Genomic DNA, 25,855 nt, shown 5'->3' with positions numbered 1-25,855 from the left:
GTTAAAAAATTTCGTAGGTTACTGGAACAAGGTAGCGTGTTTTAACTGGCTGCCCGTTAATGATTTTGGGGGGGATTTTTGTATTTCTAACGTGTTCAAGTATGCTTTTATCAGCATCCTTGCGATTGCTGCTATTGAGCAAATCAGCTTCCATAACCTTACCGTTTTCATCTACAACGGTTACAATTTGCAAAACGATTGTTTTTTTAGGTTGAGGGTCGCTTGGGTCTCTGACTTCAGTTGATTTGTTATCATAAACCCCACCATTAACAATCTCATCCGTAGGCAACCCAGCCGTTTCCTTAATATCCTGCACTGCTAAATCTGCTTCCACTACCGCGCGATTAAGCTGCTCCGACGTTTGCGCGATCTGCTCCTGCACCGCTTGGACACTTTGAGCCGTTTCCGTTTTGGCTTTTGCTTGCCGTTCTTCATAAACCTGCGCGCCCACCCAGCCGAGCAAGCCGCAAATGGCGGTCAATAACACGATGATGATGTTCTGTTTCATGGAAGCTCCCATTAATAAAAGAATGGCGGGATTATATAGCAGCGCTTCTCAAAAGCAAAATATATAGAAATGTATAATTAGTTAAAATATAGTATTTATATATACTTACTTTAATTTCACCCGAGTATGGCACGGCGCCCGCCCTACGGTAAAATTTAAAACTGCACGACACCCGCAAGACTGCCTTGGTTAAACCATTGAGAAAGATTGGTGCGTGCAGTTTTTCTTTTGACACAAAACATAACAGTATCATTGGCAAAAGCCATTATTGCAAGGATTGCAACACATGCACTATCTAGGATTGGACATTTCAAAGCATACGATAGACACTTATTCAGACATCTGCGGGCATTGCAAAATTGATAACACTATTCAAGGTATTCAAGGTTTATTGGGGCATTTGCAAGCAAATGGGTTAGGCAAAGAAAACACGCATATCTGCTGCGAAGCAACAAACGTGTACTACCTGCTTGTAGCGACAACGCTACATCAGAATGGCTATGCTGTATCAGTGGTTAATCCGCTCGCAATCAAAGGCTACGCCAAAATGCAGCTAAAACGCATAAAAACAGACAAACAAGATGCCAAGCTAATCGCAGATTTTGCCAAAAAAGAAAAACCGCAATGCTGGCAACCAAATAACCAAACCGGAAAAGCCATACAATCACTACATCGTCGAACAGAGCAGCTAAATAGCCTACTTGTCGCAGAGAAAAATCGTCAAGAAACAGCCGATGAGTACACCAACGCATCTGTTGAAAAAATGATTGCAGCCTTGGAAGAAGAGCTGGAAAACATCAGAGAGCAAATCCAAGCCATTATTGAAAGCGATGAGCAGCTAAAAGCAAAACAAAAGATACTGGCTACCATTCCCGGAGTAGGCAAAAACACTGCCCAAATCCTGCTATCCGTCCTCGTTGATTTGGACAAATTTCAAACGGCGAAACACTTAATAAGCTACTTAGGTCTATCGCCGATTATCAGAGACAGCGGCAAATACAAAGGCGCGCAAAAAGTGTCCAAGATGGGCGATAAAACCCTACGCAAATCATTATATATGCCCGCAAGGGCTGCCTGTACCCGCAGCAAATTATGGCGCGGTTGGTTTGATGCGCAAGTCGCAAGGGGTAAACATCCAAAGCAAGTTTATGTCATGATGATGTGCAAAATACTACGCTATGCCTACACCTGCCTGAAAACAAACGCGCCCTTTGATGCCACCCTGCACAAAAAGGCGGATAAGGCAGAGCGGAGCTGGAAAACAGTCAAGGGGGAAGCTTTGTAAAGGCGAAGCCTTTATGAATACCCCCTTTACTGTTTGGAAGCGACCCAACACTCTGCCGAAAGGGCAGGTGAAAGGGGCAACGCCCCGGCCGCCTGCCCGCGCGGCGTCGCAAGTGAGACTGGGGGTGTGGGGGCTAGCCCCCGCAAAGCGGCAACCCAACTGCAACGCCAATTCAAATCCCAGCAAAAAGCGGGGGTATGGCGGCGCAACGCCATGCACTGGCAAAACATTAACAAAATTTGACGCAAATCAACAATTTTTGCGTTTTAGCCTTGACGTGAAATACAGTATCTTTCTCCATTTAATCAACCAAGCAATCAGCCTTTCAGTTTCGCCAACTGCCCTTCCACTTTCCCCATCTTATCCATCAACTCCGCCAAATCAGCCTTATCTTTCTCCACCAGATGCGCGGGGGCTTTGTCGGTGTAGCCAGGTTTGGAAAGTTTGGCGTTGAGTTTGTCCAAGGCTTTTTGCAGTTTTTCGGCTTCTTTGGTCAGGCGGGCGGTTTCGGCGGCTTTGTCGATTTCCACTTTGAGCATCAGGCGTGCGCCGTTGCACACGGCGACGGGGGCGTCTTCGGCTTCGGGCAGGGTGTCGACCAGCTTGGCTTCGGTAAGCCGCGTGAGGGCGGGCAGGTATTTGAGCAGGTCGGCCAGTTCGCTGCCGCCTTCGACAAACAGGGGGGCTTTCACGTTCGGTGCGATGCCCATTTCGCCGCGCAGTTTGCGCACTTCTTCAACCAGCTCTTTCAGGCTGCCCATTTTGTCGAAGGCGGCGGGGACGATTTTTTCTTGGTCGGCAACGGGGTAGGCGACGAGCATGATGCTGTCGCTGTGTTTGGCGTTGGCGAGCGGGGCGACGGTTTGCCACAACTCTTCGGTGATAAAGGGCATGATGGGGTGCAAGAGGCGCAGGATGGCTTCGAGTACGCGCACGAGGGTGCGGCGGGTGGTGCGTTGGGTGGTGGGGCAGCCGGTTTGGATTTGCACTTTGGCAAGCTCGATGTACCAGTCGCAGTATTCGTTCCACACGAATTCGTACAGCGTTTGCGCGGCGAGGTCGAAGCGGTAGGTTTCAAAGGCTTCGGCAACGGCGGCTTCGGTTTGCTGGAGTTTGCCGATAATCCATTGGTCGGCAAAGGTGTATGCCAGCGGCTGGGTTTCGTCTTGGCCGCAATCCTGCCCTTCGGTGTTCATCAGCACGAAGTTGGTGGCGTTCCACAGTTTGTTGCAGAAGTTGCGGTAGCCTTCGGCGCGTTTGAAGTCGAAATTGACGCTGCGGCCGAGGCTGGCGTAGCTGGCCATGGTGAAACGCAATGCGTCTGCCCCCATGGCGGGGATGCCTTCGGGGAACAGTTTTTCGGTGGTTTTTTTCACGGCGGGGGCGGTTTCGGGCTTGCGCAGGCCGGTGGTGCGTTTGACAAGCAGCTTGTCCAAGTCGATGCCGTCAATCAAGTCCACGGGGTCGATGACGTTGCCTTCGGATTTGGACATTTTTTTGCCTTCGTGGTCGCGCACGATGCCGTGGATGTACACGTCTTTAAACGGCACTTTGCCGGTGAAATGCGTGGTCATCATAATCATGCGGGCCACCCAGAAGAAGATGATTTCGTAGCCGGTTACCAATACGTTGCTGGGCAGGAAGGCTTTGAGTTCGGGCGTTTCAGACGGCCAGCCGAGGGTGGAGAAAGGCACGAGGGCGGAGGAGAACCATGTATCCAATACGTCTTCGTCGCGGGTGAGTTTCAGGCTGCCTGCCTGTTTTTGCGCGTCTTCTTCGCTGCGGGCAACGTAGCAGTTGCCGTTTTCGTCGTACCACGCGGGGATTTGATGCCCCCACCAAAGTTGGCGCGAGATGCACCAGTCTTGGATGTTGTTCATCCATTGGTTGTAGGTATTGACCCAGTTTTCGGGGATAAAGCGCACCGCACCGCTGTCCACCGCGCGTTTGGCTTTGTCGGCGAGACTCAAGCCTTTGTATTCGGACTCGGGTTCTCCGCCGTTGGGCTTCGCGCTCATGGCGACAAACCATTGGCTGGTGAGCATCGGCTCAATCACGCTGCCGGTGCGGTCGCCTTTGGGGGTCATCAGCGTGTGGGCTTTGATTTCTTGCAGGTAGCCTTGTGCTTGCAGGTCGGCGACGATTTGTTTGCGCGCGGCAAAGCGGTCTAAGCCCGCATAGGCTTCAGGCAGCCTGAAACCGGCTTGCGCTTCGCCTTTGTAGTTGAACACTTCGGCTTCGGGCAGCACTTTCGCGGTTAAATCAAACACGTTTACCAGCTTGGTGTCGTGGCGTTTGCCGACTTCGTAGTCGTTGAAATCGTGCGCGGGCGTGATTTTCACGCAGCCCGTGCCGAAATCTTTTTCCACATATTCGTCGGCAATCACGGGAATGGTGCGGCCTGTCAGCGGCAGTACCAGCTCTTTGCCGATGAAGTGCGCGTAACGTTCGTCTTCGGGATGCACGGCCACCGCCACGTCGCCCAGCATGGTTTCGGGGCGGGTGGTGGCGACGATGAGGCCGTCTGAACCGTCGGCCAGCGGATAGCGGATGTGCCACATCGAGCCTTGTTCTTCCACGCTTTCCACTTCCAAGTCCGACACCGCCGTGCCCAAAACAGGATCCCAGTTCACCAGCCGTTTGCCTCGGTAAATCAAGCCCTGCTCAAACAGGCGCACGAACACTTCGGTAACGGTTTGCGCGCGCGCCTCGTCCATCGTGAAATACTCGCGCTGCCAATCGGCCGAGCAGCCGACGCGGCGCATCTGCTGCGTAATCGTGCCGCCGGAGATGTTTTTCCATGCCCATACTTTTTCCAAAAACGCTTCGCGCCCCAAATCGTGGCGCGACACGCCCTCGGCGGCCAATTGCCGCTCCACCACAATCTGCGTGGCGATTCCTGCGTGGTCGGTACCCGGAATCCAAGCGGTGTTGCAGCCTTTCATGCGGTAATAGCGCGTGAGGCCGTCCATAATCGTCTGGTTGAACGCGTGCCCCATGTGCAGCGTGCCGGTTACGTTGGGCGGCGGAAGCTGGATGGCAAACGAGGGTTTCGCCAAGTCCATATCGGGAGCGAAATAGCCTTTGGCTTCCCAGTTTTGATAGTGTTTGGTTTCGATGTCGGAGGGGGAGTATTTGTCGAGCATGATTTTCAGGCTGCCTATGTAAGATTAAAAACGCCGAATTATAGCGAAAAACGGGGTTTCAGGCTGCCTAAACGCAGCCCAAATAGGCAGCCTGAAAACAGGTGGGGCAGCATGGGCAGCCTGAAAACGCCGCATGGGTTTTTCAGGCTGCGCGTGATGGCGATTGCGTCGCAGGTGTGGGGTGCAGGCGAATGTGGTATGGTATCGCGGCGGGCAGCCTGAAAACCGCTCAGGCGAAGATGCTCGCGCCACACTTCAACCAGGAGCCGTCATGCAAAATTTTCTCCAACCCGTTACCCTATCCGCCAACCAAGTGCGTTTGGAACCGCTTGCGCCGCAACACGAAGCGGGCTTGCGCCAAGCCGTGCAAGACGGCGAACTTTGGAAAATGTTGGTAACCACCGCGCCCGCGCCCGAGGATGTGGCGGGCTATATTCAGGCTGCCCTTGCCACGCGCACGGCGTTTGCGGTTATCGACGAAACCACGGACGAAGTGGTCGGCACCACGGCGTTTTATCAGCCTGATGCCGCCATCCGCCGCGTGTACATCGGCTACACTTGGTATCGCCAATCGGCATGGCGCACGCGCATCAACACCACCTGCAAATACCTGCTGCTGTCGCACGCGTTTGAAACGCTGGCTTGCCGCGTGGTGTGCTGGGAAACGGATGTGTTGAACACGCGCTCGCAAGCGGCGATTGAACGCTTGGGCGCAAACAAAGACGGCGTTTTGCGCTGCCACAAAATCCGCAAAGACGGCACCGTGCGCGATACCGTGGCATACAGTATGCTGCGCGAGGAATGGGCGGCGGCAAAAGCCGTGCTGGCGCAGAAACTGGGGCTGTGAGGCAGCCTGAAAACTGCCGTGCGGCGAAAACGGTTCAGGCAGCCTGAAAGCAGGGTTGTGAACTTCTGAGAAGCAAGCCCAAAGGACAAACCATGCTCACCATCCAAATCATCCGAATCCAATGGCGGCCCGCCGCGCACAACCCCGCTTGCGCCACCATCCGCAACCGCCTGCCGCGCGTGTTGCCTCTGCCGGACGCATGGCTGGACAGCCCGTTTGGCGGCATCCATCAGCAAGATTTTGTCGCATACGATGCGGGCGGCTTTTGCGACAACGGCAGCCGGTTCAAACCGCTCGGCAACATACCTCCGCTTCTCAACGGCTTGCGTTTTGCCGAAGAAAACCAAACGCTAAGCGTCTGGTTTGCCGATGAGCAAGGCGTGCACGGTTTGCCCATCCGCTCGCACCGCCATTTGTTTGCCCTGCAACGCGGACAAACCGTGCAGTTTCGCATCAATGGGCGGCAGCCTATCGGCTATGATGATGACGTGGTTTACAAGCAGCACACTTACAATATTGCCTACCACGCGAACGGCGACGAGCGGCTGTTTGTGAGCAAGCCGTTTGATTGCAGCGTGTCGCCGGAAGCAGTGCTGTTTTGAGGCAGCCTGAAAGTAAACAACGCGGAGTTGCAACGAAGCCAAAACAGCGTTTCAACACGTTTTCAGGCTGCCTATGCAGCCCAAGTTATAAGGAGTAAACAAAATGCCATCCCCAAACCAAAAAGCCGCGCAAACCATCCGCCAAACCAAGCAAGATTTAACCGCCGAGCAGCGCGTGCAGGGCTGGCAGCAGGCGCGCGTACAGCAGGGGTTGAGCGGCGAATTTGCCGTGGCGGCGAAGCTGGGCGAGCAGGCGGCAAGCGAAGAGCAGATTAAATGGATTGCCGATATGTATGGGCGGTAGGGCATGTTGCGTTTTCAGGCTGCCTTAGCCCGAAGCGACAAGGCAGCCTGAAAACGCAAAACGCGCTACAATGCTCCCTTTTTTCCATGCGCCCCGTTATGACCAGCCCGCTCCCGCAAATCGCCCAAGAATGGCAAATCGCCGATGCCCGTTTGCCCGATGTTTCCCCTGCCGTCAGCATTTTCGGCAGCGCCCGCCTGCCCGCCACCGCGCCCGAATACGCATTGGCGGAGCGCGTGGCGCGGCGGCTGTCGGATGCGGGTTTTGCCGTGCTCTCGGGCGGCGGGCCGAGCATTATGGAAGCGGCAAACAAGGGCGCGCACGCGGGCAAAAGCGCGGCGGTGGGGCTGAACATTGCGTTGCCGCACGAGCAGCACCCCAATCCGTATCAGGATTTGTCGCTGCAATTTCAATATTTTGCCTCGCGCAAATCGGCGTTTGTGCGCTATTCGCAAGCGTTTGTCGTGTTTGCGGGCGGCTTGGGCACGCTGGACGAATTGTTTGACACGCTAGCGCAAATGCAAACGCGCAAGGTTGCCGCCAAGCCGATTATTTTGGTGGGCAGCGCGTTTTGGCAGGGTTTGCTGGATTGGCTGGATACGCAGCTGGTGGCGCGGGGCTTAATCCGCGCGGAAGATTTGGATTTGCTCACGCTGCTGGATGATGAAGATGAGATTGTGGCGGCGGTGTTGGCGGGAGTTGGGGCAGCCTGAAAATTTTTTGCGCGATGCGCGATGAACGAGACCGGGCAGCGTTGCCCGGCTTTTTTGTCGGACAACGCGGTTCGTGCTTTGCGGCAGCGCGTAAACTGGTTTTCAGGCTGCCTTGGCATGCCAACAATGGTAATCGGCAGCCTGAAAACCCTCTTTCCCCATTTCGTGCCGCCCCGCACGCCGCCTTTTTTGCGTTTTAACAAAATATCCGCGCATTTCTGCAACGCCATTTCAAACCGCTCCCCGTTTCGGGTATTATCCGCCCTTCTTAAAACAACTTAACCTTTCTCAACTATGCAAGCATCACTATCAAACATCGTCGGCGCGATTAACACCGCGCTGTGGAGCTATCTGCTGATTTACGCGCTTATCGGCATCGGGCTGTTTTTCACCGTTTACTTGGGCGCGCCGCAAATCACCAAATTTGGCGCGGCGTTCAAATCGGTGTTCGGCGGCTTGTTTGCCAAGAAAGAAAAAGACGCGCAGTCGCTGTCGCAGTTCCAAGCCTTGGCGGTGGCGATTTCGGCGCAAATCGGCACGGGCAACGTGGCGGGCGTGGCAACGGCGATTGTGTCGGGCGGGCCGGGCGCGATTTTTTGGATGTGGGTTTCCGCTTTTTTGGGCATGGGCACGATTTTTGCCGAAGCGCTGTTGGCGCAAAAATACCGCGTGATTAGCCACGGCAAATACATCGGCGGCCCCGCGTTCTACATCACCCACGGTTTGACCAAAAAAATCGGGCGCGGCAAGGCGCGTTTTTTGTCGGGCTTTTTTTCCATCGCGCTGATTATCGCGCTGGGTTTTATCGGCAACGCCACGCAGGCGAATTCCATTGCGGGCGCGGTTCATATCGCGTTCGGGCTGCCTGAAATCGCCGTGGGCTTGGTGCTGGCGGCGGCGGCGGGCGCGATTTTTATCGGCGGCATCAACCGCATCGCCAACTTCGCGCAGTTTGTGGTGCCGTTTATGGCGGTGATTTACATTTTGTGCGCGCTGGTGATTTTGTTTCAGTATGCCGATTATGCGGGCGCGATGATGCGCCATATTTTTCAGGCTGCCTTTGACCCGCAAGCGGTGCTCGGCGGCGCGGCGGGCATCGGCATGAAAGAGGCGGTGCGCTATGGCGTGGCGCGCGGCTTGTTTTCCAACGAGGCGGGCATGGGCTCCACGCCGCACGCGCACGCCACCGCCAATGTGGCGCATCCCGCGCTGCAAGGCATGGCGGCGTTTGTGGGCGTGTTTATCGACACCATTTTGGTGTGCACGGCAACGGCGTTAATCATCTTGCTCACCGAAGCCAACACGCTGGGCTTAAACGGCGCGGCGGTTACGCAACAGGCGTTTAGCATGGCATTTGGCGGCTGGGGCGCGGGCTTGCTGGCGGTGTGCCTCACCTTTTTCGCCTTTACCACGATTATCGGCTGGTATTATTTTGGCGAATCCAATGTGCGCTTTTTGTTTAAGGGCAGGTTTTTAAACCTTTATCGCGCTTTGGTGCTGCTGGCGATTGTGCTGGGCACGCTGGGCAAGGTGGATTTGGTGTGGGATTTGTCGGATATGTTTAACGGCTTTATGGTGATTCCCAACTTGATTGCGCTGTTTTTGCTGCGCGGCGAGATTAAGGCGGTGTACGATGATTATTTGGCGAAAGTGCGCGCGGGCAAGGCGGTGGATTATGATTATGAGGTGCATGAGTACCACGACAAATAGCCGTTGAGGCAGCCTGAAACGCCATTGGGCGCGGGGTGGCTCAACCAAACGGCAAACGGAAAAACCGTGTCCCGAATGGGCACGGTTTTTGTTTGCGGCGCAAGACGGCGTTTCAGGCTGCCGACGGGTTAAAACCAATAATCCATCAGCGTGAGCAGCAAGCCCGCCGCAGCGCATTGCCACAGGCGCGGCTTGGTTTCAAACGGCAAGCCGTCAGACCAAGCGTCCAGCATCGCCATCGCCAGGCAAACGCTGGTGTAGAGCAAATACCATTTGATGAATTCGGCCATGGTTTCTCCTTTTGTGTTTTAGCTACGCTGAACTTCGTCTCAGGCTGCCTTTGGGGCGTGGTAACTGAGGCAGCCTGAAAATACGAAATGCGTTTTCAGGCTGCCTTTTGCGTGTTAAACCGCTGCTTCAATCAGCGCGATTTCGTCTGCGGTTAAGCCGTAGATTTGGTACACGGCTTGGTTGATGCGCTGCTCTAAGCTGGCGATAAAGCGTTCGTGGAAGTTTTTGTCGCTGTCGGATAGGGCGGCGCGGGCTTTGGGCTGGGCGGCGAGCATTTGTTCCACCAGTTTGACGATTTCGTTGTGCAGTTTTTGCTGTGCTGCGCTGCGGATTTTGGGCATAGGCAGTTGCTCAACGTGTGCTTTTTTTACTTCGGCTAAGGATTCGCCGCGTTCGGGGTTGATTTGGTAATAGCAAAAATTCGCCAGTTTGCTGTTTAACACGCCCAGCAAAAATTTATGGTTGCGCTGTTGGGCGATAACGATGTGCAGATTATTGCGGCAGATGATGTCTTTACCGATAACGGTGGCAATGATGCGGTCTCCCGTTTGGCGCACAACGATTTTTTCTTCGGCTTCAAAAATTTTGCTGTCTCGCGGTGCTGCCAGCCATTCGCCGTATTCTATCCAACTGTCTTCGCTCCACAGGTTTTCGTAGCGGTTGATTAGGCTGCCGCGCAACAGCGGTTTCCAGTGTTCGCCTGCGGGCTTGGGCTGATTTTCTTTCACAAAGGGCTTGGTTTCAACGATTTGCTCAGTTTGCGGTGGTGTGCCTTTGCCTTTTTCAAATGGTTTTATGCCGTTGTAAACCATTGCGGCTGTTCCCAGCGTTTCTGAGGCAGCCTGAATTTTCTTAAACAGGGCGGTGGCTTCGGGTTTGGCGAGAATGTTGATGATGCCGCCGTTTTTGTCAAAGCTGTTTTGGTCTAGCTGCTGATAGAAAACGATGGTTTGGTTTTCGGTGATGTCCACGTCAAACAGACTTTTGCCTTTCAGGCTGCCTTTTTCAAATACCAAAACGTGGGTGTCCACTACTGCGTCAAAAATATGCTCTTTGCCGTGTAGGATTTTGTGCCAGCGGTAATCGCCCAACAGATGCTTGCGGATTTTGGTGAACGTTACCGATTGCAACCATGTGTTCGGCACGATTACGCCGAGCAGCCCTTTTTCTTTGAGCAGCGCGTGATAGCGTTCCAAAAACAGCAGGTATAAATCGTATTGGTAATTCTGATGCTGGAAATGCTGCTTGAAATAAGCCAGCAGTTCTTTATCAGACACTTTCACATACGGCGGATTGCCCACTATGGCATCAAAGCCGCCTGCGGCAAATACGCTGGCAAAGGCAGCCTGAAAATCAAAAGGGTTGATTTTGCGGCGGATGTCTTCGTCTTGGGCGAGTTCGTCGCCCATGATGTCCATGATTTCGTAGCCGATTAGGGAGTTGCCGCAGCAGATGTTGCCGCTGAGGTTGGGCAGGATTTTGTCGGCAAACAGCACTTGCATATCGTTGGCGCTTGCCATGGTTTCGTCTTCCAGCAGTTTTAAAAACAGGGATAGCTGGGTTACTTCGGTGGCTTGCAGGTCTATGTCCACGCCGTAGATGTTGTTGAGCAGGATGCGCTGTTTTTGTTTGATGCTTAACACCCATGTGCCTGTGGCTTCGTCAAAATGGCAGCCTGCGGATTTGGCTTTGTCGGGATAGCGGTTGTAGTAGTTTTTGTGATAGTCCAGCAGGCAGTCGTACACACCGATTAGGAAGCTGCCGCTGCCGCAGGCGATGTCGGCGAATTTGAGCTTGGTGATGTAGTCGGGGTTTTTGCCTGCGATGATTTTGCCGACTGTGTTTTCTACGATGTAGTCCACGATGTATTTTGGGGTGTAGAACACGCCGCCTGCTTTGCGCACTTCGGGCTTTTGTTCTATCGCGGCTTTGCCGTTGTCAATGGCGATGATGTTGCCCAAAAAACGCTCGTAGATGCTGCCGAGTATGTGGACGGGGATGTAGTTGAAGTCGTAGGGGGTGTTGGTGTGGTCTAGGTCGGAGGCGATGTCGCGGAAGGCGGTTTCGTCTGCGCCGAGAAAGCTGTTTTGGTCGATGAAGTGGGGTTTGAAGACGATGCCGTTGTATTTGGTGTCTAGCCGTTTGCATTCGGTGATGAATTTTGCCCATGGGTGGGCTGCGCTGGCGATGTTGTAGAGCAGGGTTTCGGGTTCAATTTGCTTGTCTTCCAAAAAGCGCATAAACACAAGGCGGTCGATGGTGCGCTGGGTGGCTTCGGTGAGCTGGTAGGAGTTGAGCGCGGGGTTGTTTTGGTAGAAGGCTTGGGCAAGGTGTAGGCGGATGTCGCCGATGTAGCTTAAAAAGCTGTCGTCGATGGAGAGGTAACGCCCACCGAGCAGGCGCAGTTGTTTGCCGCTGCTTTTGGCTTTGGGCAAATCGGCGATGTAGCGGCGCAGGTTACCTGCGGCAACGGCTTCGCGGGAGAAGAGCCAGTAGAACTCGGCGAAGGTGTCTTCGTCTTGCAATTCGGTGTATTTGAAGTAGCGCAATTCGTTTTGCAGGATGGTGTCAAAGTCGGGCTTGGCGCGGCAGTCGATGATGACGATTTCTTCAAAGTCGGTGAGGATGGATACGCCTGTTTGCGCGTTCCAGCCGTATTTGGCGGTTTGGAAGTAGCCGTCGCGGTTTTGGCGCAGGGTTAAACTGGGCTTTTTGGCTTCTACGAAAAACTGCACAGTTTTGTAGTCGGGGGCGAGGGAGAAGGCGTAGTCGGCGCGTTTTTGCGATGCGGCATCGGCTTGGCATTGGGCTTTTTCTACTTTGACTTCTTGGGCGTAGGGGTTTTTCTGATAATCGTGCGCCACGTCCCAGCCCAGCGCGGTGAAGAGTTTGTCGATAAAGTCGGCGCGCACTTCGGCTTCTTGGTATTTGGGCGAGAGGTAGTGGGATGAGTGGGCTTGGAATTGGGCGATGAGTTGTTTGACGGTTGCGTGGGCTTGGGAGAGCATGGGATTTTCCTTTTTTAAAAAGATGAGTGGGTTATATTGTTTTCAGGCTGCCTCAACGTATCGCAAACCGTTGGCGCACAATATTATCCGCTTCGGCTAAACGCTCGGGCGTGCCCACATCCAGCCACAAGCCTGTGTGCAGGCAGCCTGAAACTTGGTTGCGCTGCATGGCTTGGCGCAGCAGCGGGGCGAGTTTGGCGGGCCGGCGCGGCGGCGTGTGGCGAAACAGCTCAGGCAGATACACGCCTGCGCCGCTGAATGTGGCGGGCGTGCCGATGGCTGCGCTGGCGTGGACTGCGCCATGCTCGTCCAGCCCAAAATCGCCGTTGGGATGATGCGGCGGGTTGGGCACCAGCCACAAATGGGCGAGTTTGCCGCTTTGCGGCAGCGCATCGGCGATGTGGGCGGCAGCCTGAAAATCTATATCGGTGAGCACATCGCCGTTAATCACCAGAAACGGCGCGTCGCCCAGCAAGGGCAGGGCGGTGGCGATGCCGCCTGCGGTTTCCAAGCCTTTGCCGCCCTCGGGCGAATAGGCGATGTGCACGCCGTATGCCGCACCGTCGCCCAACGTGGCTTCAATTTGCGCGCCCAGCCATGCATGGTTGATCACGATTTGGCTGATGCCTGCGGCGCGCAGACGGCGCAAGTGCCAGCCAATCAGCGGCTCGCCGCCTGCCATCAGGAGGGGTTTGGGGGTGTGGTCGGTGAGCGGGCGCATTCGTTCGCCGCGCCCTGCGGCAAGTATCATGGCTTTCATAGTGTTTCCAATGGGTTAGTGGTTTTCAGGCTGCCTTATCATCGCGCAACCCAATACAAAGGCAGCCTGAAAACGGATAAACAGGTTTAGCCAAGCTCAAACCATTTTCCATTTTCAGGCTGCCTATTTATCTCAAACTTACTTCTCGCTGCGCATCCGCGCTTTACGCTCTTCCAACCAATGCTCCAAATAATGGATGCTTACGCCGCCTTGCGCGAAGCCCGTGTCGTTGAACAGCTCGCGGTGCAGGGGCGCGTTGGTTTTGATACCGTCCACGGTCAATTCCGCCATCGCCACACGCATTTTTGCCATCGCCTGCGCGCGGTCTTTGCCATGCACGCAGATTTTGCCGATGAGGCTGTCGTAGTTCGGCGGGATGCGGTAGCCCTGATAAATGTGGCTGTCCACGCGGATGCCGAAGCCGCCGGGCAGATGGCAGCTTTCAATCACCCCCGGGCTGGGGATAAAGGTGTACGGGTCTTCCGCGTTGATGCGGCATTCAAACGCATGCCCTTCAATCACAATGTCTTTTTGCGTGTATTGCAAAGGCAGCCCCGCCGCCACGCGCAGCTGTTCCTGCACAATGTCCACGCCCGTAATCAGCTCGGTAACAGGGTGTTCCACTTGCACGCGCGTGTTCATCTCAATAAAGAAAAACTCGCCGTCTTCATACAAAAACTCAAACGTGCCCGCGCCGCGATAGCCAATGCGTTTACACGCCGCCACACACGCTTCGCCAATTTTCTTGCGCTGCGCAGGCGTGATAAACGGCGCAGGGGCTTCTTCAATAATCTTTTGATGACGGCGTTGCATGGAGCAATCGCGCTCGCCCAAATAAATCGCATTGCCGTGTTCATCCGCCAGCACTTGAATTTCCACATGGCGTGGGCGTTGCAAAAAGCGTTCCATGTACACCATCGGGTTGCCAAATGCCGCTTCCGCTTCGGCGCGGGTCATTTCCACCGCTTTGAGCAAATCTTCTTTCTTTTCCACCACGCGCATACCGCGCCCGCCGCCGCCGCCCGATGCCTTGATAATCACAGGGAAGCCCACCTTATCCGCCGTTTTCAAGATTTCGCTCGGGTCGCCGGGCAACGCCCCGTCCGAGCCCGGCACGCAAGGCACGCCCGCTTCAATCATCGCTTTTTTGGCGGATACTTTGTCGCCCATCAGGCGGATGGTATCGGCGCGCGGGCCGATGAACACAAAGCCCGAATTTTCCACCTGCTCGGCAAAATTGGCGTTTTCCGCCAGAAAGCCGTAGCCGGGGTGGATTGCATCCGCGCCGGTAACTTCGGCGGCGGCGATGATGGAGGGAATGTGCAAATAGCTCTGCGGGCTGGGCGCAGGTCCGATGCACACGCTTTCGTCTGCCAGCTTAACGTGCAAGCTGTCTTTATCGGCTTCGGAATGCACGGCAACGGTGGCAATGCCCATCTCGCGGCAGGCGCGCAATACGCGCAAAGCAATTTCGCCTCGGTTGGCGATAAGAACTTTTTTTAACATAAGATTTTCCTAGATTGTCGGGGTAGATTGAACGCCCTTTTTGTTTATGCGCCCTATTTTGAAGCAATATCTGAACCGCGTCGCAAAAGCGTTTTCAGGCTGCCTGAACGTGTTTTTTGAGTGGCACGTGCCACGCGCTTGATGCGCGGAAATGAAAGGCTCGGGCGGTACGCCACCGCCGCTGCGCAGAAACCAGCCGTTTCAGGCAGCCTGAAAAGCTAATCCGCAAATTCGGCGGTAACGTCTTCCCATTGTGTCAAATCAGTCGGCGTTTTCAACTCGGCAAACCGTTTGAATTCCGCCATCAGCGGGCGAAACTCGGCAAACGTGCGGTAATGCTTGAAATCGCCGTTTTGCTCCCAAATCCGCGTTTCCAAAAGATAGCGGCTTTGGGGGTTGCCGTCGTCTTCCAACGTGGTTTGGATATAGTGGTGGTTTTGCGCGTATTTGGCAGACGGAATGTAGCCCAACACCACAAAATCTTCTCCGTTTTCATAAAGACGGGCAACGATGTCTTCCAAAGCAAAATAATCCAACGGGCTGCGATCGGGTTCAACCGAGATGCGAATGTCGCGCGTTTGTGTGGAAAGATAGAAAAAAGGGTATTTTTGCCGCATGGTTTAACTCGCTTGAATCGGATTTCAGGCTGCCTCAATCAACGCTCGCCCAGCGCGCGGCGGATTTTTTGGTCGGTTTTATATTGGCTGAGCGCGTAAACCGACCAAATGGCGGCCGGTATCCAGCCGATAACGGTCAGCTGCAAAAGCAAGCAAACCAATCCGGAAATGGGCTTGCCGATGGTGAAAAATTGCAGCCACGGCAGCAATAAAGCCAAGAGAAAGCGCATGATGTTTTCCTTTTTCAGGCAGCCTGAAACGCATTATTCAATGATAAACAAGGGTTCGCCGAATTCCACAGGCTGCCCGTTTTCCACCAAAATCTCTTTTACCACGCCCGATTTTTCCGCTTCGATTTCGTTCATCAGCTTCATCGCTTCAATGATGCACAGCGTGTCGCCCGCTTTCACCGTTTGCCCCACTTCCACAAACGCAGGCGTAGAAGGGCTGGCAGCGCGATAGAATGTGCCCACCATGGGCGATTTTTGCGCGTTGGACAAATCGCGCGCCGCAGGGGCGGGCGCAGGCGCAGCCGGTTGGGCGGGCGCGGCAACCGGCGCAGGGGCAGCCTGAACGGGCGCGGCGGTTGCGTAGACCGTTTGCATGGCAGGCGCGGCCACGCTGCGCGTGATGCGGACTTTTTCTTCGCCCTCGGTTACTTCAATTTCGGCAATGCCTGATTCTTCAACCAAATCAATCAGTTTTTTGAGTTTGCGTAAATCCATTTTGAGCAATTCCTATAAAAATAAAACGGGTTGTTTCAGGCAGCCTGAAACGCGGTTTTTGGTAAAATCTGTTGCGATTGACGCGCTATGTTTGCGCAGCGCAAAAAAAGGTAATTTTCCCGAAGTTAGGCGCAAAAGTCTAGCAAAATATCCGCAAAACGCTGCAAAACACGCTGCTTGTTGAGCTGCCGGCCGCTTGTTGTTGATTTGCTAGATTTTTTATTCTATGATTTGTTTGACCACAAAAAAACCGAGCGAAAATCACTCGGTTTGCAAATTCGTTGAACGGCTAAATTAAGCGTCTAAGTGGCGTTCAGTATCAATCAACGCGCGGCGAGCCAAAGCTAGGTTAGATTTAGAACGATCCAATACGGTGTAAAGGAACAAGCCTTCGTGTTTAGCCAAGGGGCGCAATAGGTGGTATTGTTTGCCCAGAGTAATCAAGATGTCTTCAATGCTGTCTTTCAAACCAAGCATTTGCATGGTTTTCATTTTGGCACGCATCACTTCGGTGTTACCTGCGGCAGCGATTTCCAAATCAATGCCAGAAGTGCCGTTACCAGCCAACAGCATGCCGCTGGCAAAGTCCACAACGGCAGCAGCCAACGCGCCATCAACATTCAATAATTCTGATACTGCACCTTCATAGTTCATGATAAAACTCCGTAAAATTTAAATAAAATTTATACCGCAAAATAGCGGTTTAACCAAATAAACATAAGGCATACGGATGTATTGCTTATTCGTTACCAGGTTCCCACTAGCCAGTACAAATTCGCTTGCTGGTTTGTTTTGCTGCCTAGGAACTAGGGGCAAATTATAAAACTAGTGCCTTATTTAGTAAAGGTAAAAGCTGTGATTGTTTACCCAATTCTGGCTGTTGAAATAATGAGATAGGTTTGCGTTTTGATGGGTTGGTAAGCAGGGCGGCTTGTTGATTTGTTTTAATTTTTGTTAAAAAATAATTGGTTATGGTTAGTATGGCGGGGTTGTTTTTGGGTTTGCTGTGATAGTTAAGCCCTGAATTTCAATCCATTATGCTAAAATATGCGTTGTTTTTCAGTCCTTATTGTGTTGCCAATCGCGCCACAATTCTTTCTTTTTTCTTTACAAGATTAAACATCATGACCCAAGACAAAATTCTGATTTTAGATTTCGGCTCGCAAGTAACCCAGCTTATCGCCCGCCGCGTGCGCGAGGCGCATGTTTATTGCGAATTGCATCCTTATGATATGCCGTTGGACGACATCAAGGCGTTCAATCCGAAAGGGATTATTTTATCGGGCGGGCCTAATTCGGTGTACGACTCGGATTACCAAGCGGATACGGGGCTGTTTGATTTGGGCGTGCCGGTGTTGGGGATTTGCTATGGCATGCAGTTTATGGCGCATCATTTGGGCGGCGAGGTGCAGGCGGGCAATCAGCGCGAATTCGGCTATGCTCAGGTGCGCACGGAAGAGGGCGATTTGACGCGCGGCATTGAAGATGCGCCGCATACGCTGGATGTGTGGATGAGCCACGGCGATAAGGTTTTCAGGCTGCCTCAGGGTTTCCGCATCACGGGGCACACGCCTTCTTGCCCGGTTGCCATTATGGAAAACAGCGCGAAACGCTTTTACGGCATCCAGTTCCACCCCGAAGTTACCCACACCAAGCAGGGGCGCGCGCTGATTAACCGCTTTGTGCTGGATATTTGTGCGGCAAACCCAAGCTGGACGATGCCTAATTATATTGACGAGGCGGTGGTAAAAATTCGCGAGCAGGTGGGCAATGATGAAGTGATTTTGGGTTTGTCGGGCGGGGTGGACAGCTCGGTAGCGGCGGCGTTGATTCATCGGGCGATTGGCGACCAATTAACCTGTGTGTTTGTGGATCATGGTTTGTTGCGTTTGGATGAGGGCAAGAATGTGATGCAGATGTTTGCGCAGAATTTGGGCGTGAAGGTGGTGCACGTGGACGCGAGTGCGCAGTTTATGGCGAAGCTGGCGGGTGTTACCGACCCTGAACAAAAACGCAAAATTATTGGCGCGGAATTTATTGAAGTGTTTGATGCGGAAGAGAAAAAGCTCACGCAAGCAAAATGGTTGGCGCAGGGGACGATTTACCCTGATGTGATTGAATCGGCGGGCGCGAAAACGAAAAAGGCACACGCGATTAAATCGCATCACAATGTGGGCGGGCTGCCTGAAAACATGAAATTGAAGCTGCTGGAACCGTTGCGCGATTTGTTTAAAGACGAGGTGCGCGAGTTGGGCGTGGCGTTGGGTTTGCCGCGCGAAATGGTGTATCGCCACCCGTTCCCTGGTCCGGGCTTGGGCGTGCGGATTTTGGGCGAAGTGAAGCGCGAATATGCGGATTTGCTGCGCCAAGCGGACGCGATTTTTATTGAGGAATTGCGTAACACGACCGATGAAAACGGTGTGTCTTGGTATGATTTGACCAGCCAAGCGTTTGCGGTGTTTTTGCCGGTGAAGTCGGTGGGCGTGATGGGCGACGGGCGCACTTATGATTATGTGGTGGCGCTGCGCGCGGTGGTTACCAGCGATTTTATGACGGCGCATTGGGCGGAGCTGCCGTATGCGCTGCTGGGGCGCGTGTCTAATCGGATTATCAACGAGGTGCGCGGGATTAACCGTGTGGTGTATGACGTGAGCGGCAAGCCGCCTGCCACGATTGAGTGGGAATGAGGCGGGGTTGAGGCAGCCTGAAAGTGGGTTTTCAGGCTGCCTTTGGTGTACACATGAGGCAGCCTGAAAATGAGTTTACGCGCTTTTGCAAAGTTAAAACGAAGGCTGCCACAAAGTTAAAACGAGTTTCAGCGAAACCCAATTGGCATTTAAAACATTTTCAGGCTGCCTATTCGCACAACCCATAGGCAGCCTGAAAACCAAAAGGAAAACACATCATGCAACAGCGTTACACTGTTCAAACTACGCCGCAAGGCATGGAAATTCGCATTCCCGCCAAGCGCACATGGCTGCTGCCGTTTTTATTGGTTTGGCTGGCGGCTTGGACAATGGGCGGCGTGTTTGCCAGCAATGTGGCATGGCAGTCATACGAAGCGGGCAAACCTGATACTTTTGTGTTGATTTGGTTGCTGGCTTGGGCGTTTGGCATGGTAAATGGATTATGCGGTCTTTTGTGGCAACTGGTGGGCAGCGAAATTTGGCGCATCGGCAACGGCGAATGGCAGATTAGCTACACCATTTGCGGCATGGGCAGAACAAAAATGTATGCTCAGCCGCTGATTAGCGATTTCAAAACACGCGCGTTCAACCCCAATCAAGCGAATAGGTATCCTTCTATCAGCTGCTTTTTTACAGGCGAGATTGCAGATGGCGCGTTGTCGTTCAACTATCAAAATCAAACCATTTACTGCGGCGCGGAGTTGGATGAAGCCAATGCCAAAATATTGCATCAGCAAGTGGCGGCAATAGGGATTAGGGCAGCCTGAAAACATTAAATGGAACGGCGCATCACCCACGCCCTATTGGCTAATTGGCTTTGCAAACATTTTCAGGCTGCCTATTCATGCACACAATAGGCAGCCTGAAAACCTTTGCAAAACCTGCAACCGATGGCGTGTTAGCGGTTCGCCGACATCGTTTCAACCCGTAAAGCCCTGTTAAATGCCATTTGCCATTTGACGACGAGCCGCCGCTCCATTTTTAAGTTTCAGGCTGCCTATTCATTGCAACGAATAGGCAGCCTGAAAACCCATTTATCTCAAATTCGGCATCCGAATCGGTTTCTTCTTCGGCTCGCGTTCTTCCTCCTTGCGCCCGCAATCCGCCACGTCGCACACATCACACGCATCGCAGGGGCAAGCGTCGGCATAATCGTCCACGATACCGCGCAACTGCGTTCTCGCATGGCTGCAATCGCAGACATCGCAATGGCAAGTATCCGCGCAATCGCCCACGGCGTTGCAAGTGTGCGTTTTCACATCGGCGCAATGGCACGCATCGTGCGCATCGCAATGGCAAGCATCGGGCGCGCCCAAGTCGCATGAATCGCAACCGCCCACATCCAAGCAGCCCGCATCGCACGGCACGCAATCGCCGCGCTGGTAATACGCCATGCCGTTTACTCGTTTTACTGCGGGGGCAGGCGGTTTAGCGGGGGCGCAATAATGCGTGTAGGCAAAACGGCAATGCGCCAAGCGCAGGCGCAACAAGCGGCAGCCTGAAAACACGCCATACCGCCGAATCAACCGATAGCCCACGCCCGAGCAGCCGCAGCCGCCATACACAATGCGATAGGCGCAGCTAAACCCTTTTTTGGGCGACAAATGGCGTTGGTAAAGCCGAATGGCAAAGAGGGCAAGAGAACGGAGCATAGTGGCGCAATCATCAAATCAAAATATATACAACAAAGGCAGCCTGAAACGCGCTTTATCCGTTTTCAGGCTGCCGACTATCCATAGCGGTTTACATCGCCGAAGATGAAAACTCTTCGCGGTCATTTTCGCTTTCATCCGCATCTTCGCTGTACACGCTGCGAATCACCAGCAAAGGCAAATGGCTTTGGCGCATCACCGTTTCGGCAAAGCTGCCCATCAGCAAATGCATCAAACCCGTGCGGCCGTGCGTGCCGATAACAATCAAATCTGCGCCGTGGCTGTCGGCATAATCCACCAAGCCTTGCGCCATTTCCTTCGCGCCTTTGGATGACACCAGTAAATGCGCTTGCACATCCGCCACACCCGCGTTTTTCGCCGCTTCGCGCGCCTCGGCCAACACTTCGTTGCCGCCCGCAACCGCCGCCGCTTCGTAGCTATCGTGTTGCAAAAACTCAGGCGCAAGCGTCATGTATTCGCTTGGGTTGGCGACCGTAATCAGCGTCAAACGCGCATTGCCCGCCACCGCAAGGCTGGATGCGTGCTGCAACGCATTCAAAGAAGTTCTACTACCATCAACAGCCACAACAATATGTTTGTACATCACACACTTCTCCTTGTTAAACATGGGTTCACGATAAAGATACTACACATACAGTATAATCCAAATCAGCGAAATTTTCTTGGAAACGCAACATGGAAACACATACCAACCGCCGCTTCGGCGGCATCGCACGGCTTTACGGCGAACACGGTTTGCACGCCTTGCAACACGCGCACGTTTGCGTGGTGGGCGTGGGCGGTGTCGGCTCGTGGGCGGTGGAAGCGCTTGCCCGCAGCGGAGTCGGTAAGCTCACGCTGATTGATTTGGACAATATCGCCGAATCCAATGTAAACCGCCAAATCCACGCGCTCACCGCCGATTTTGGCAAAGCCAAAGTAACCGCCCTGCGCGAGCGCATCGCGCAAATCAACCCTGCTTGCCAAGTGGTTGAAATAGAAGACTTTGTGGACGAGGGCAACCTTGCCGAGCTTTTCAGGCTGCCGTTTGATTTTGTGATTGACGCGATTGACCAAGTGCGTATCAAAACCGCGATGGCAGCGCATTTTGTGCGCCACAAGCAGCCGTTTATCGTGAGCGGCGGCGCAGGCGGACAACGCAATCCCGCGCTGATTGCCACCGCCGATTTAAGCCAAACCACGCACGACCCGTTGCTGTCTAATCTGCGCTACACGCTGCGCAAAAAACACGGCTTTCCGCGCGAGGGCAAAATGCGCGTGCCCTGCGTGTATTCGCGCGAGCAAATCACGCCGCCGCAAATCGCCCAAGCCTGCGATGCGCCACGAGGCAGCCTGAAAGCCGAAGACAGAATGAATGCGCCACAAGGCTTATCCTGCGCGGGCTACGGCGCAAGTATGCTGGTAACCGCGAGTTTTGGTTTACATTGCGCCACGGCGGCGATTGAGCATATTGTGCGGCGGGGGTAGGTTTCAGGCTGCCTATGCTTACGGTTTGGTAAACAGAGGCAGCCTGAAAACGAAAATGGAGCGGCGATGGTTCGTCGCTAAATGGTGTATTCAACAGGACGTTACTGGTTGGCATGATGTTGGCGAGCTGCCAACACTTCATTGATTGCAGGTTTGACAACGTTTTCAGGCTGCCTCAATGCGTGTGCAATAGGCAGCCTGAAAACACGAAATGGCATGACAACGGCGTATCGCCAAATCAACGACAATGGCACGCTAAACAAAACCACAACCATCAACAACCCTTATCCATGTAACCACGTTTACAAACATTTCAGGCTGCCCCTGTTGATACGACAGAGGCAGCCTGAAAACATGGAGCGCAGCAAAAACCTACCGCCCTTCGTTGGCATCGTTGGCATCATCATCGCCGTAATATTTCACGCCGATTTTAATCGCCTCGCGCCCTTTCTCGCGCCGCCAAGCGTTGGTGTCGCGCAGGGAGTACACGCAGCCGCAGTATTCTTGTTGATAAAAATGCTCGCGCTTGCTGATTTCTATCATGCGCGCTGAGCCGCCGCCTTTGCGCCAGTTGTAATCCCAATACACGATGTTGGGATAATGCGCGGCGGCGCGGTGCCCGCAGTCGTTGATTTGCGCCATGTTTTTCCAGCGCGAAATGCCTAGGCTGCTGCTAATCACGTTAAAGCCGTGTTCATGCGCATACAGCGCGGTGCGTTCAAAACGCATATCAAAACACATGGTGCAGCGAATGCCGCGCTCGGGCTCGTATTCCATGCCTTTGGCGCGGGCAAACCAGTTTTCGGTGTCGTAATCGGCATCAATAAACGGCACGCCGTGTTGCTCGGCAAAGCGGATGTTTTCGTTTTTGCGGATTTCGTATTCTTTGAGCGGATGGATGTTGGGGTTGTAAAAATAAATGGTGTAGTCAATGCCGCTGGCAAGTAGGGCTTCCATCACTTCGCCCGAGCAGGGGGCGCAGCACGAATGCAGCAGGAGTTTGTCTGCGCCGTTGGGCAGCACCAGCTTGGGGCGGTCTATGGGGGTTACGCGCGGTGTGTTCATGGTTAGTGCCCGCCTGAAAGAGTGGGGGCGTGGTGATGCGGCAATTCGCCGTTGAGCTGATAGATGGTGCCGCAGTAGGGGCATTCTATTTCGCCGTTGCTTTGTATCGGTAGGAACACGCGCGGATGCCCGTTCCATGCGTGATGCGTGGCGGCGGAGCCGTCGCAGTGCAGTGGCAGGTCTTGCGGCGTGATTTGGATGGGCGGGGTGGTGGCGTGGGTCATGGTTGTGTGCCTTGTGTTGATTTTTGAAAAACGCGCATTTTAGCGCAAAACTCGGTTTCAGGCTGCCCAAACGTTGACAAATACCCGCTGCGCTGCGATAATCTCGCCCAGTTTTAATTGAATATGCCGTTGTTTAAACGGCTTAATTTTTTGCGGTATGCGCCAAGCGCAATGCCGATTGAGTTTGGAGGTGATGTTTGCATCATCAGGGCGCAGTATCTCGCCCTTTCAGGCAGCCTGAAAAACCTTGGATACAATTATTTGATTTAAACCCATTTTTAAGGATGAAAAACAATGCCTTCTATTAAAGTAAAAGAAAACGAACCCTTTGAAGTTGCGATGCGCCGCTTTAAACGCGCGATTGAAAAAACCGGTCTTTTGACCGAACTGCGCGCGCGCGAAGCCTACGAAAAACCGACCACCGAGCGCAAACGCAAAAAAGCCGCAGCCGCCAAACGCTTGCAAAAACGCCTGCGCAGCCAACAGTTGCCGCCAAAATTGTACTGATTTTGCGCTCGCGCATTCGGCAGCCTGAAAACATACACAGCAGGATTGCCGCCGCGCCATGATTTTTAACCGACACCGCAAGCGTTTGAGTTTGCGGTGTTTTTGTTTACAAGGAAGAACAGCATGACTTTAAAAGCAAAATTAACCGAAGACATGAAAGCCGCCATGAAAGCCAAAGACAGCGCCACGCTGTCCACCATCCGTTTGGTGAACGCGGCGATTAAGCAGTTTGAAGTGGACGAGCGCACCGAGGCGGACGATGCCAAAGTGCAGGCCATCATCAGCAAAATGATTAAGCAGCGCAAAGACAGCGCCAAAATCTACGCCGATGCGGGGCGTGCGGATTTGGCAGACAAGGAAAACGCGGAAATTGCGGTACTGCAAGGCTATCTGCCCGAAATGCTGTCGGCGGAAGCGATTGCGGCGGAAGTCGCCAAAGCGGTTGCCGAAACGGGCGCGAGCGGCATGGCGGACATGGGCAAGGTGATGGGGCTGCTGAAAACGCGCTTGGTAGGCAAGGCGGATATGGGGGAAGTGAACAAGGCGTTGAAAGCGGAGTTGTCGTAAGCGGGTTTTGCTGCGCGATAACGGGTTTCAGACTGCCGATGCGCTTGCCGGAAGACAGCCTGAAAATGTATGGTTGATGAAAATCGCCGTCTCATTTATTTTAATCAACGGTATTTTTGACGGAAGGAATCGTGATGAAGAATATTTTGGTTTTGACATTGGCAGCGCTGATGCTGGCAGCTTGCGCCAACACGGCGGGTTCTGGCAATACGCAAGCCTACGGCGAGCTTAAAGGCGGCGTGGAAGCGGCGAAGTAAACGGTTGCGTTTCAGGCTGCCCAAGCCGTTGCCCGAATCTGAATATCCAAACAGCAAAAAGCCAAGTTTCGAAAAACTTGGCTTTTTTAGCTCCCCGAGCTGGGCTCGAACCAGCGACCTGCGGATTAACAGTCCGTCGCTCTACCGACTGAGCTATCGGGGAATGAAGTCGCGCATTATGCGGATGTTTGGCTGCCTTGTCAAATCATTTTAGCGCGGCTTGGAGTTTTTGCAGGGTTTCCCACGCGCTGCGTTTGAGCTGGGGATTGCCGGCCAGGCGCATGGGGTGGGGGATGTGGTAGCGCGCGGCGGCTGGGGCGATGGCGTTGAGCGCGGCTTGCACTTCGGGGCGGTGGAAAAAGTCGCCCAGCAGGAGCATGGCTTGGGCTCGGGTTTGCTGCCATTCTCGGGCGATGTCGGGGGCGGCGGCGGTGATGGTTTGCGCGTCGGGGCGGGGGTTGAAATCGGGGCTGTTTTTGAGCCATGTGCTGAAATGGGCTTGCTCGGGCGGGAGGGCGATGGCGTTGAGCATGTTGTGCAGCATTTCGCCGTCTGCGCCGCTGAATAATTTGCCTGCTGCCATGTCGTCCACGGAGGGGCAGACGCTTAATACGAGGAGTTTGGCGGGGCGGAGGGCGGGGGTGTGGAGCGGGTTGCCGGGTGGTGCGGCGGCGGGTTGCGGGGCGCTTGGGGTGTGGCTGGGGGCGCTGCGTTGGCGGATTTTGGCTAGGGCGTTGCCTTGAGCGGCCGGGTTGGTGGGTGTTTGGGTTGGATAGCGGGGTTCGGTTTTCACTTCGCTTTCGCCAGAATGCGTATTACTCGTTTTAACTTCGTTGAAGCCTTCGGCTTTCAGGCTGCCTTCGGGCGGGCGGATGCGGGCTTGTTGGTTGAGCCACATGCTGCCGAGTCCTAGGGCTTGGTGGAGGTGGATGTAGCGGCTGTTTAGCATGTTTTCTCCATGATGACGGCGTCTTCGTTGCCGTAATAGTTTTTGCGGGTGGCGATGGGGGCGAATTGGTGTTTGCGGTAAAGGGCTTGGGCGGTGTGGTTGCTGGCGCGGACTTCTAGGATGATGCGGGCGCGGTGTTGCCGGGCGGTGGCGATGAGCTGTTGCAAGAGTTGGCTGGCGATGCCTTGCCGGCGGTGGGCAGGGGCGGTGGCGATAAGGTGGAGTTCGATTTCGTCTTGGATGTGTTGCCATGCGATGTAGCCGATGATTTGCTGGTCGCGCTCGGCGATGAGCAGGGTGCGGACGGGGGGGCGGTGGGCAGCCTGAAATTGGGCGGCTGTCCACGGGTGGGGGTTGGTTTGGCGGTCTAGGGTGGCTAGGGTGGGGAGGTCGTCGGGGGTGGCGGGGCGGATGTGCATGGGGGTTGTTTGGCGGTT

Annotated in this window: 29 protein-coding genes and 1 tRNA gene; 12 read left to right on the top strand and 18 right to left on the bottom strand. The window is 54.1% G+C overall.

What is annotated here, in order from left to right:
• Nucleotide 1: 1 nt before the first annotated feature.
• Nucleotides 2–508 carry a TonB family protein gene (locus H3L93_RS08785; protein WP_040558113.1) on the bottom strand — a complete coding sequence of 169 codons (507 nt, stop codon included), beginning with the start codon at nucleotides 506–508 and terminating at the stop codon, nucleotides 2–4.
• A gap of 286 nt (nucleotides 509–794) precedes the next feature.
• Here H3L93_RS08785 and H3L93_RS08780 point away from each other — a divergent pair, with 286 nt between their 5' ends.
• The gene (locus H3L93_RS08780; RefSeq protein ID WP_003797591.1) at nucleotides 795–1,793 is read left to right on the top strand and encodes an IS110 family RNA-guided transposase; all 999 of its coding nucleotides are present in this window, start codon (nucleotides 795–797) and stop codon (nucleotides 1,791–1,793) included.
• A 317-nt stretch (nucleotides 1,794–2,110) separates the two neighbouring features.
• Here H3L93_RS08780 and H3L93_RS08775 read toward each other — a convergent pair whose 3' ends face one another.
• Nucleotides 2,111–4,939, bottom strand: a complete 2,829-nt coding sequence (locus H3L93_RS08775; RefSeq protein WP_003793995.1) for a valine--tRNA ligase — start codon at nucleotides 4,937–4,939, stop codon at nucleotides 2,111–2,113.
• A gap of 38 nt (nucleotides 4,940–4,977) precedes the next feature.
• Nucleotides 4,978–5,193, bottom strand: coding sequence for a hypothetical protein (locus H3L93_RS08770; protein WP_003793997.1), 216 nt, complete (start codon nucleotides 5,191–5,193; stop codon nucleotides 4,978–4,980).
• Nucleotides 5,194–5,210: 17 nt separating this feature from the next.
• Between H3L93_RS08770 and H3L93_RS08765 the strand changes: the two genes are divergently transcribed.
• The 5 genes from H3L93_RS08765 to H3L93_RS08745 all read left to right on the top strand — a co-directional run bounded on the left by H3L93_RS08765 (nucleotide 5,211) and on the right by H3L93_RS08745 (nucleotide 9,115).
• Entirely contained in the window at nucleotides 5,211–5,786 is a 576-nt protein-coding gene (locus H3L93_RS08765) for a GNAT family N-acetyltransferase (protein WP_003793999.1), read from the top strand.
• Between the two features lie 92 nt (nucleotides 5,787–5,878).
• Nucleotides 5,879–6,388 (top strand): hypothetical protein, encoded by a 510-nt coding sequence (locus tag H3L93_RS08760; protein ID WP_003794000.1) that lies wholly within the window; start codon nucleotides 5,879–5,881, stop codon nucleotides 6,386–6,388.
• Nucleotides 6,389–6,491: 103 nt separating this feature from the next.
• Complete coding sequence (locus H3L93_RS08755) at nucleotides 6,492–6,692, top strand: hypothetical protein (RefSeq protein ID WP_003794001.1); 201 nt, start codon at nucleotides 6,492–6,494, stop codon at nucleotides 6,690–6,692.
• Nucleotides 6,693–6,790: 98 nt separating this feature from the next.
• A complete protein-coding gene (locus H3L93_RS08750) occupies nucleotides 6,791–7,405 on the top strand; it encodes an LOG family protein (protein ID WP_003794002.1) in 615 nt (204 codons plus the stop codon).
• Nucleotides 7,406–7,699: 294 nt separating this feature from the next.
• On the top strand, nucleotides 7,700–9,115 hold the full coding sequence (locus tag H3L93_RS08745) for an alanine/glycine:cation symporter family protein (protein WP_003794005.1): 1,416 nt from the start codon (nucleotides 7,700–7,702) through the stop codon (nucleotides 9,113–9,115).
• A 128-nt stretch (nucleotides 9,116–9,243) separates the two neighbouring features.
• On the opposite strand, the gene H3L93_RS08740 is transcribed toward H3L93_RS08745, so the two are convergent.
• The 8 genes from H3L93_RS08740 to H3L93_RS08705 form a co-directional block, all read right to left on the bottom strand.
• Nucleotides 9,244–9,405 (bottom strand): hypothetical protein, encoded by a 162-nt coding sequence (locus tag H3L93_RS08740; RefSeq protein ID WP_003794007.1) that lies wholly within the window; start codon nucleotides 9,403–9,405, stop codon nucleotides 9,244–9,246.
• A 114-nt stretch (nucleotides 9,406–9,519) separates the two neighbouring features.
• On the bottom strand, nucleotides 9,520–12,414 hold the full coding sequence (locus tag H3L93_RS08735; protein WP_003794010.1) for an Eco57I restriction-modification methylase domain-containing protein: 2,895 nt from the start codon (nucleotides 12,412–12,414) through the stop codon (nucleotides 9,520–9,522).
• Nucleotides 12,415–12,466: 52 nt separating this feature from the next.
• Entirely contained in the window at nucleotides 12,467–13,174 is a 708-nt protein-coding gene (murU, locus tag H3L93_RS08730; RefSeq protein WP_003794012.1) for an N-acetylmuramate alpha-1-phosphate uridylyltransferase MurU, read from the bottom strand.
• Between the two features lie 138 nt (nucleotides 13,175–13,312).
• Nucleotides 13,313–14,680 (bottom strand): acetyl-CoA carboxylase biotin carboxylase subunit, encoded by a 1,368-nt coding sequence (gene accC / locus H3L93_RS08725; RefSeq protein WP_003794016.1) that lies wholly within the window; start codon nucleotides 14,678–14,680, stop codon nucleotides 13,313–13,315.
• Nucleotides 14,681–14,898: 218 nt separating this feature from the next.
• Nucleotides 14,899–15,297, bottom strand: a complete 399-nt coding sequence (locus tag H3L93_RS08720; protein ID WP_003794020.1) for a hypothetical protein — start codon at nucleotides 15,295–15,297, stop codon at nucleotides 14,899–14,901.
• A gap of 38 nt (nucleotides 15,298–15,335) precedes the next feature.
• Nucleotides 15,336–15,527, bottom strand: coding sequence for a YqaE/Pmp3 family membrane protein (locus H3L93_RS08715; RefSeq protein ID WP_003794023.1), 192 nt, complete (start codon nucleotides 15,525–15,527; stop codon nucleotides 15,336–15,338).
• Nucleotides 15,528–15,560: 33 nt separating this feature from the next.
• Nucleotides 15,561–16,022, bottom strand: coding sequence for an acetyl-CoA carboxylase biotin carboxyl carrier protein (accB, locus tag H3L93_RS08710; RefSeq protein ID WP_003794024.1), 462 nt, complete (start codon nucleotides 16,020–16,022; stop codon nucleotides 15,561–15,563).
• A gap of 294 nt (nucleotides 16,023–16,316) precedes the next feature.
• Entirely contained in the window at nucleotides 16,317–16,676 is a 360-nt protein-coding gene (locus tag H3L93_RS08705) for a hypothetical protein (RefSeq protein ID WP_003794028.1), read from the bottom strand.
• Between the two features lie 470 nt (nucleotides 16,677–17,146).
• Between H3L93_RS08705 and guaA the strand changes: the two genes are divergently transcribed.
• Nucleotides 17,147–18,709, top strand: coding sequence for a glutamine-hydrolyzing GMP synthase (gene guaA / locus H3L93_RS08700; RefSeq protein WP_040558116.1), 1,563 nt, complete (start codon nucleotides 17,147–17,149; stop codon nucleotides 18,707–18,709).
• A 218-nt stretch (nucleotides 18,710–18,927) separates the two neighbouring features.
• On the top strand, nucleotides 18,928–19,476 hold the full coding sequence (locus H3L93_RS08695) for a hypothetical protein (RefSeq protein ID WP_003794034.1): 549 nt from the start codon (nucleotides 18,928–18,930) through the stop codon (nucleotides 19,474–19,476).
• Between the two features lie 267 nt (nucleotides 19,477–19,743).
• On the opposite strand, the gene yidD is transcribed toward H3L93_RS08695, so the two are convergent.
• Nucleotides 19,744–20,361: a membrane protein insertion efficiency factor YidD gene (yidD, locus tag H3L93_RS08690; protein ID WP_050755537.1), complete on the bottom strand. Its 618-nt coding sequence runs from the start codon at nucleotides 20,359–20,361 to the stop codon at nucleotides 19,744–19,746.
• Between the two features lie 91 nt (nucleotides 20,362–20,452).
• Nucleotides 20,453–20,965 carry a universal stress protein gene (locus tag H3L93_RS08685; protein ID WP_050755538.1) on the bottom strand — a complete coding sequence of 171 codons (513 nt, stop codon included), beginning with the start codon at nucleotides 20,963–20,965 and terminating at the stop codon, nucleotides 20,453–20,455.
• Nucleotides 20,966–21,057: 92 nt separating this feature from the next.
• Between H3L93_RS08685 and H3L93_RS08680 the strand changes: the two genes are divergently transcribed.
• Complete coding sequence (locus H3L93_RS08680; protein ID WP_003794040.1) at nucleotides 21,058–21,849, top strand: tRNA threonylcarbamoyladenosine dehydratase; 792 nt, start codon at nucleotides 21,058–21,060, stop codon at nucleotides 21,847–21,849.
• A gap of 372 nt (nucleotides 21,850–22,221) precedes the next feature.
• Here H3L93_RS08680 and H3L93_RS08675 read toward each other — a convergent pair whose 3' ends face one another.
• A complete protein-coding gene (locus H3L93_RS08675) occupies nucleotides 22,222–22,914 on the bottom strand; it encodes an epoxyqueuosine reductase QueH (protein WP_003794046.1) in 693 nt (230 codons plus the stop codon).
• 2 nt (nucleotides 22,915–22,916) lie between these two features.
• On the bottom strand, nucleotides 22,917–23,138 hold the full coding sequence (locus tag H3L93_RS08670; RefSeq protein WP_003794048.1) for a zinc-finger domain-containing protein: 222 nt from the start codon (nucleotides 23,136–23,138) through the stop codon (nucleotides 22,917–22,919).
• A gap of 294 nt (nucleotides 23,139–23,432) precedes the next feature.
• On the opposite strand from H3L93_RS08670, the gene rpsU reads away from it, so the two are divergent.
• The 3 genes from rpsU (at nucleotide 23,433) to H3L93_RS13370 (ending at nucleotide 24,469) form a co-directional block, all read left to right on the top strand.
• Entirely contained in the window at nucleotides 23,433–23,645 is a 213-nt protein-coding gene (gene rpsU / locus H3L93_RS08665; protein ID WP_003794050.1) for a 30S ribosomal protein S21, read from the top strand.
• A 123-nt stretch (nucleotides 23,646–23,768) separates the two neighbouring features.
• Entirely contained in the window at nucleotides 23,769–24,212 is a 444-nt protein-coding gene (locus H3L93_RS08660; protein ID WP_003794052.1) for a GatB/YqeY domain-containing protein, read from the top strand.
• A 134-nt stretch (nucleotides 24,213–24,346) separates the two neighbouring features.
• Complete coding sequence (locus H3L93_RS13370; RefSeq protein ID WP_003794054.1) at nucleotides 24,347–24,469, top strand: hypothetical protein; 123 nt, start codon at nucleotides 24,347–24,349, stop codon at nucleotides 24,467–24,469.
• 90 nt (nucleotides 24,470–24,559) lie between these two features.
• Here H3L93_RS13370 and H3L93_RS08655 read toward each other — a convergent pair.
• From H3L93_RS08655 to rimI, 3 genes are all read right to left on the bottom strand, one after another.
• Nucleotides 24,560–24,632, bottom strand: a tRNA-Asn gene (locus H3L93_RS08655).
• 42 nt (nucleotides 24,633–24,674) lie between these two features.
• On the bottom strand, nucleotides 24,675–25,418 hold the full coding sequence (locus H3L93_RS08650) for a uracil-DNA glycosylase family protein (protein ID WP_003794056.1): 744 nt from the start codon (nucleotides 25,416–25,418) through the stop codon (nucleotides 24,675–24,677).
• Nucleotides 25,412–25,837 carry a ribosomal protein S18-alanine N-acetyltransferase gene (gene rimI, locus H3L93_RS08645; RefSeq protein ID WP_003794058.1) on the bottom strand — a complete coding sequence of 142 codons (426 nt, stop codon included), beginning with the start codon at nucleotides 25,835–25,837 and terminating at the stop codon, nucleotides 25,412–25,414. Before rimI ends, H3L93_RS08650 begins: the two co-directional genes overlap by 7 nt.
• Between the last annotated feature and the right edge of the window lie 18 nt (nucleotides 25,838–25,855).

Source organism: Kingella oralis (assembly GCF_014054985.1).
Taxonomy (GTDB): domain Bacteria; phylum Pseudomonadota; class Gammaproteobacteria; order Burkholderiales; family Neisseriaceae; genus Kingella_B; species Kingella_B oralis.
Note: the sequence above shows the minus strand (reverse complement) of the source record. Positions and strands in the feature narration are given on the sequence as shown.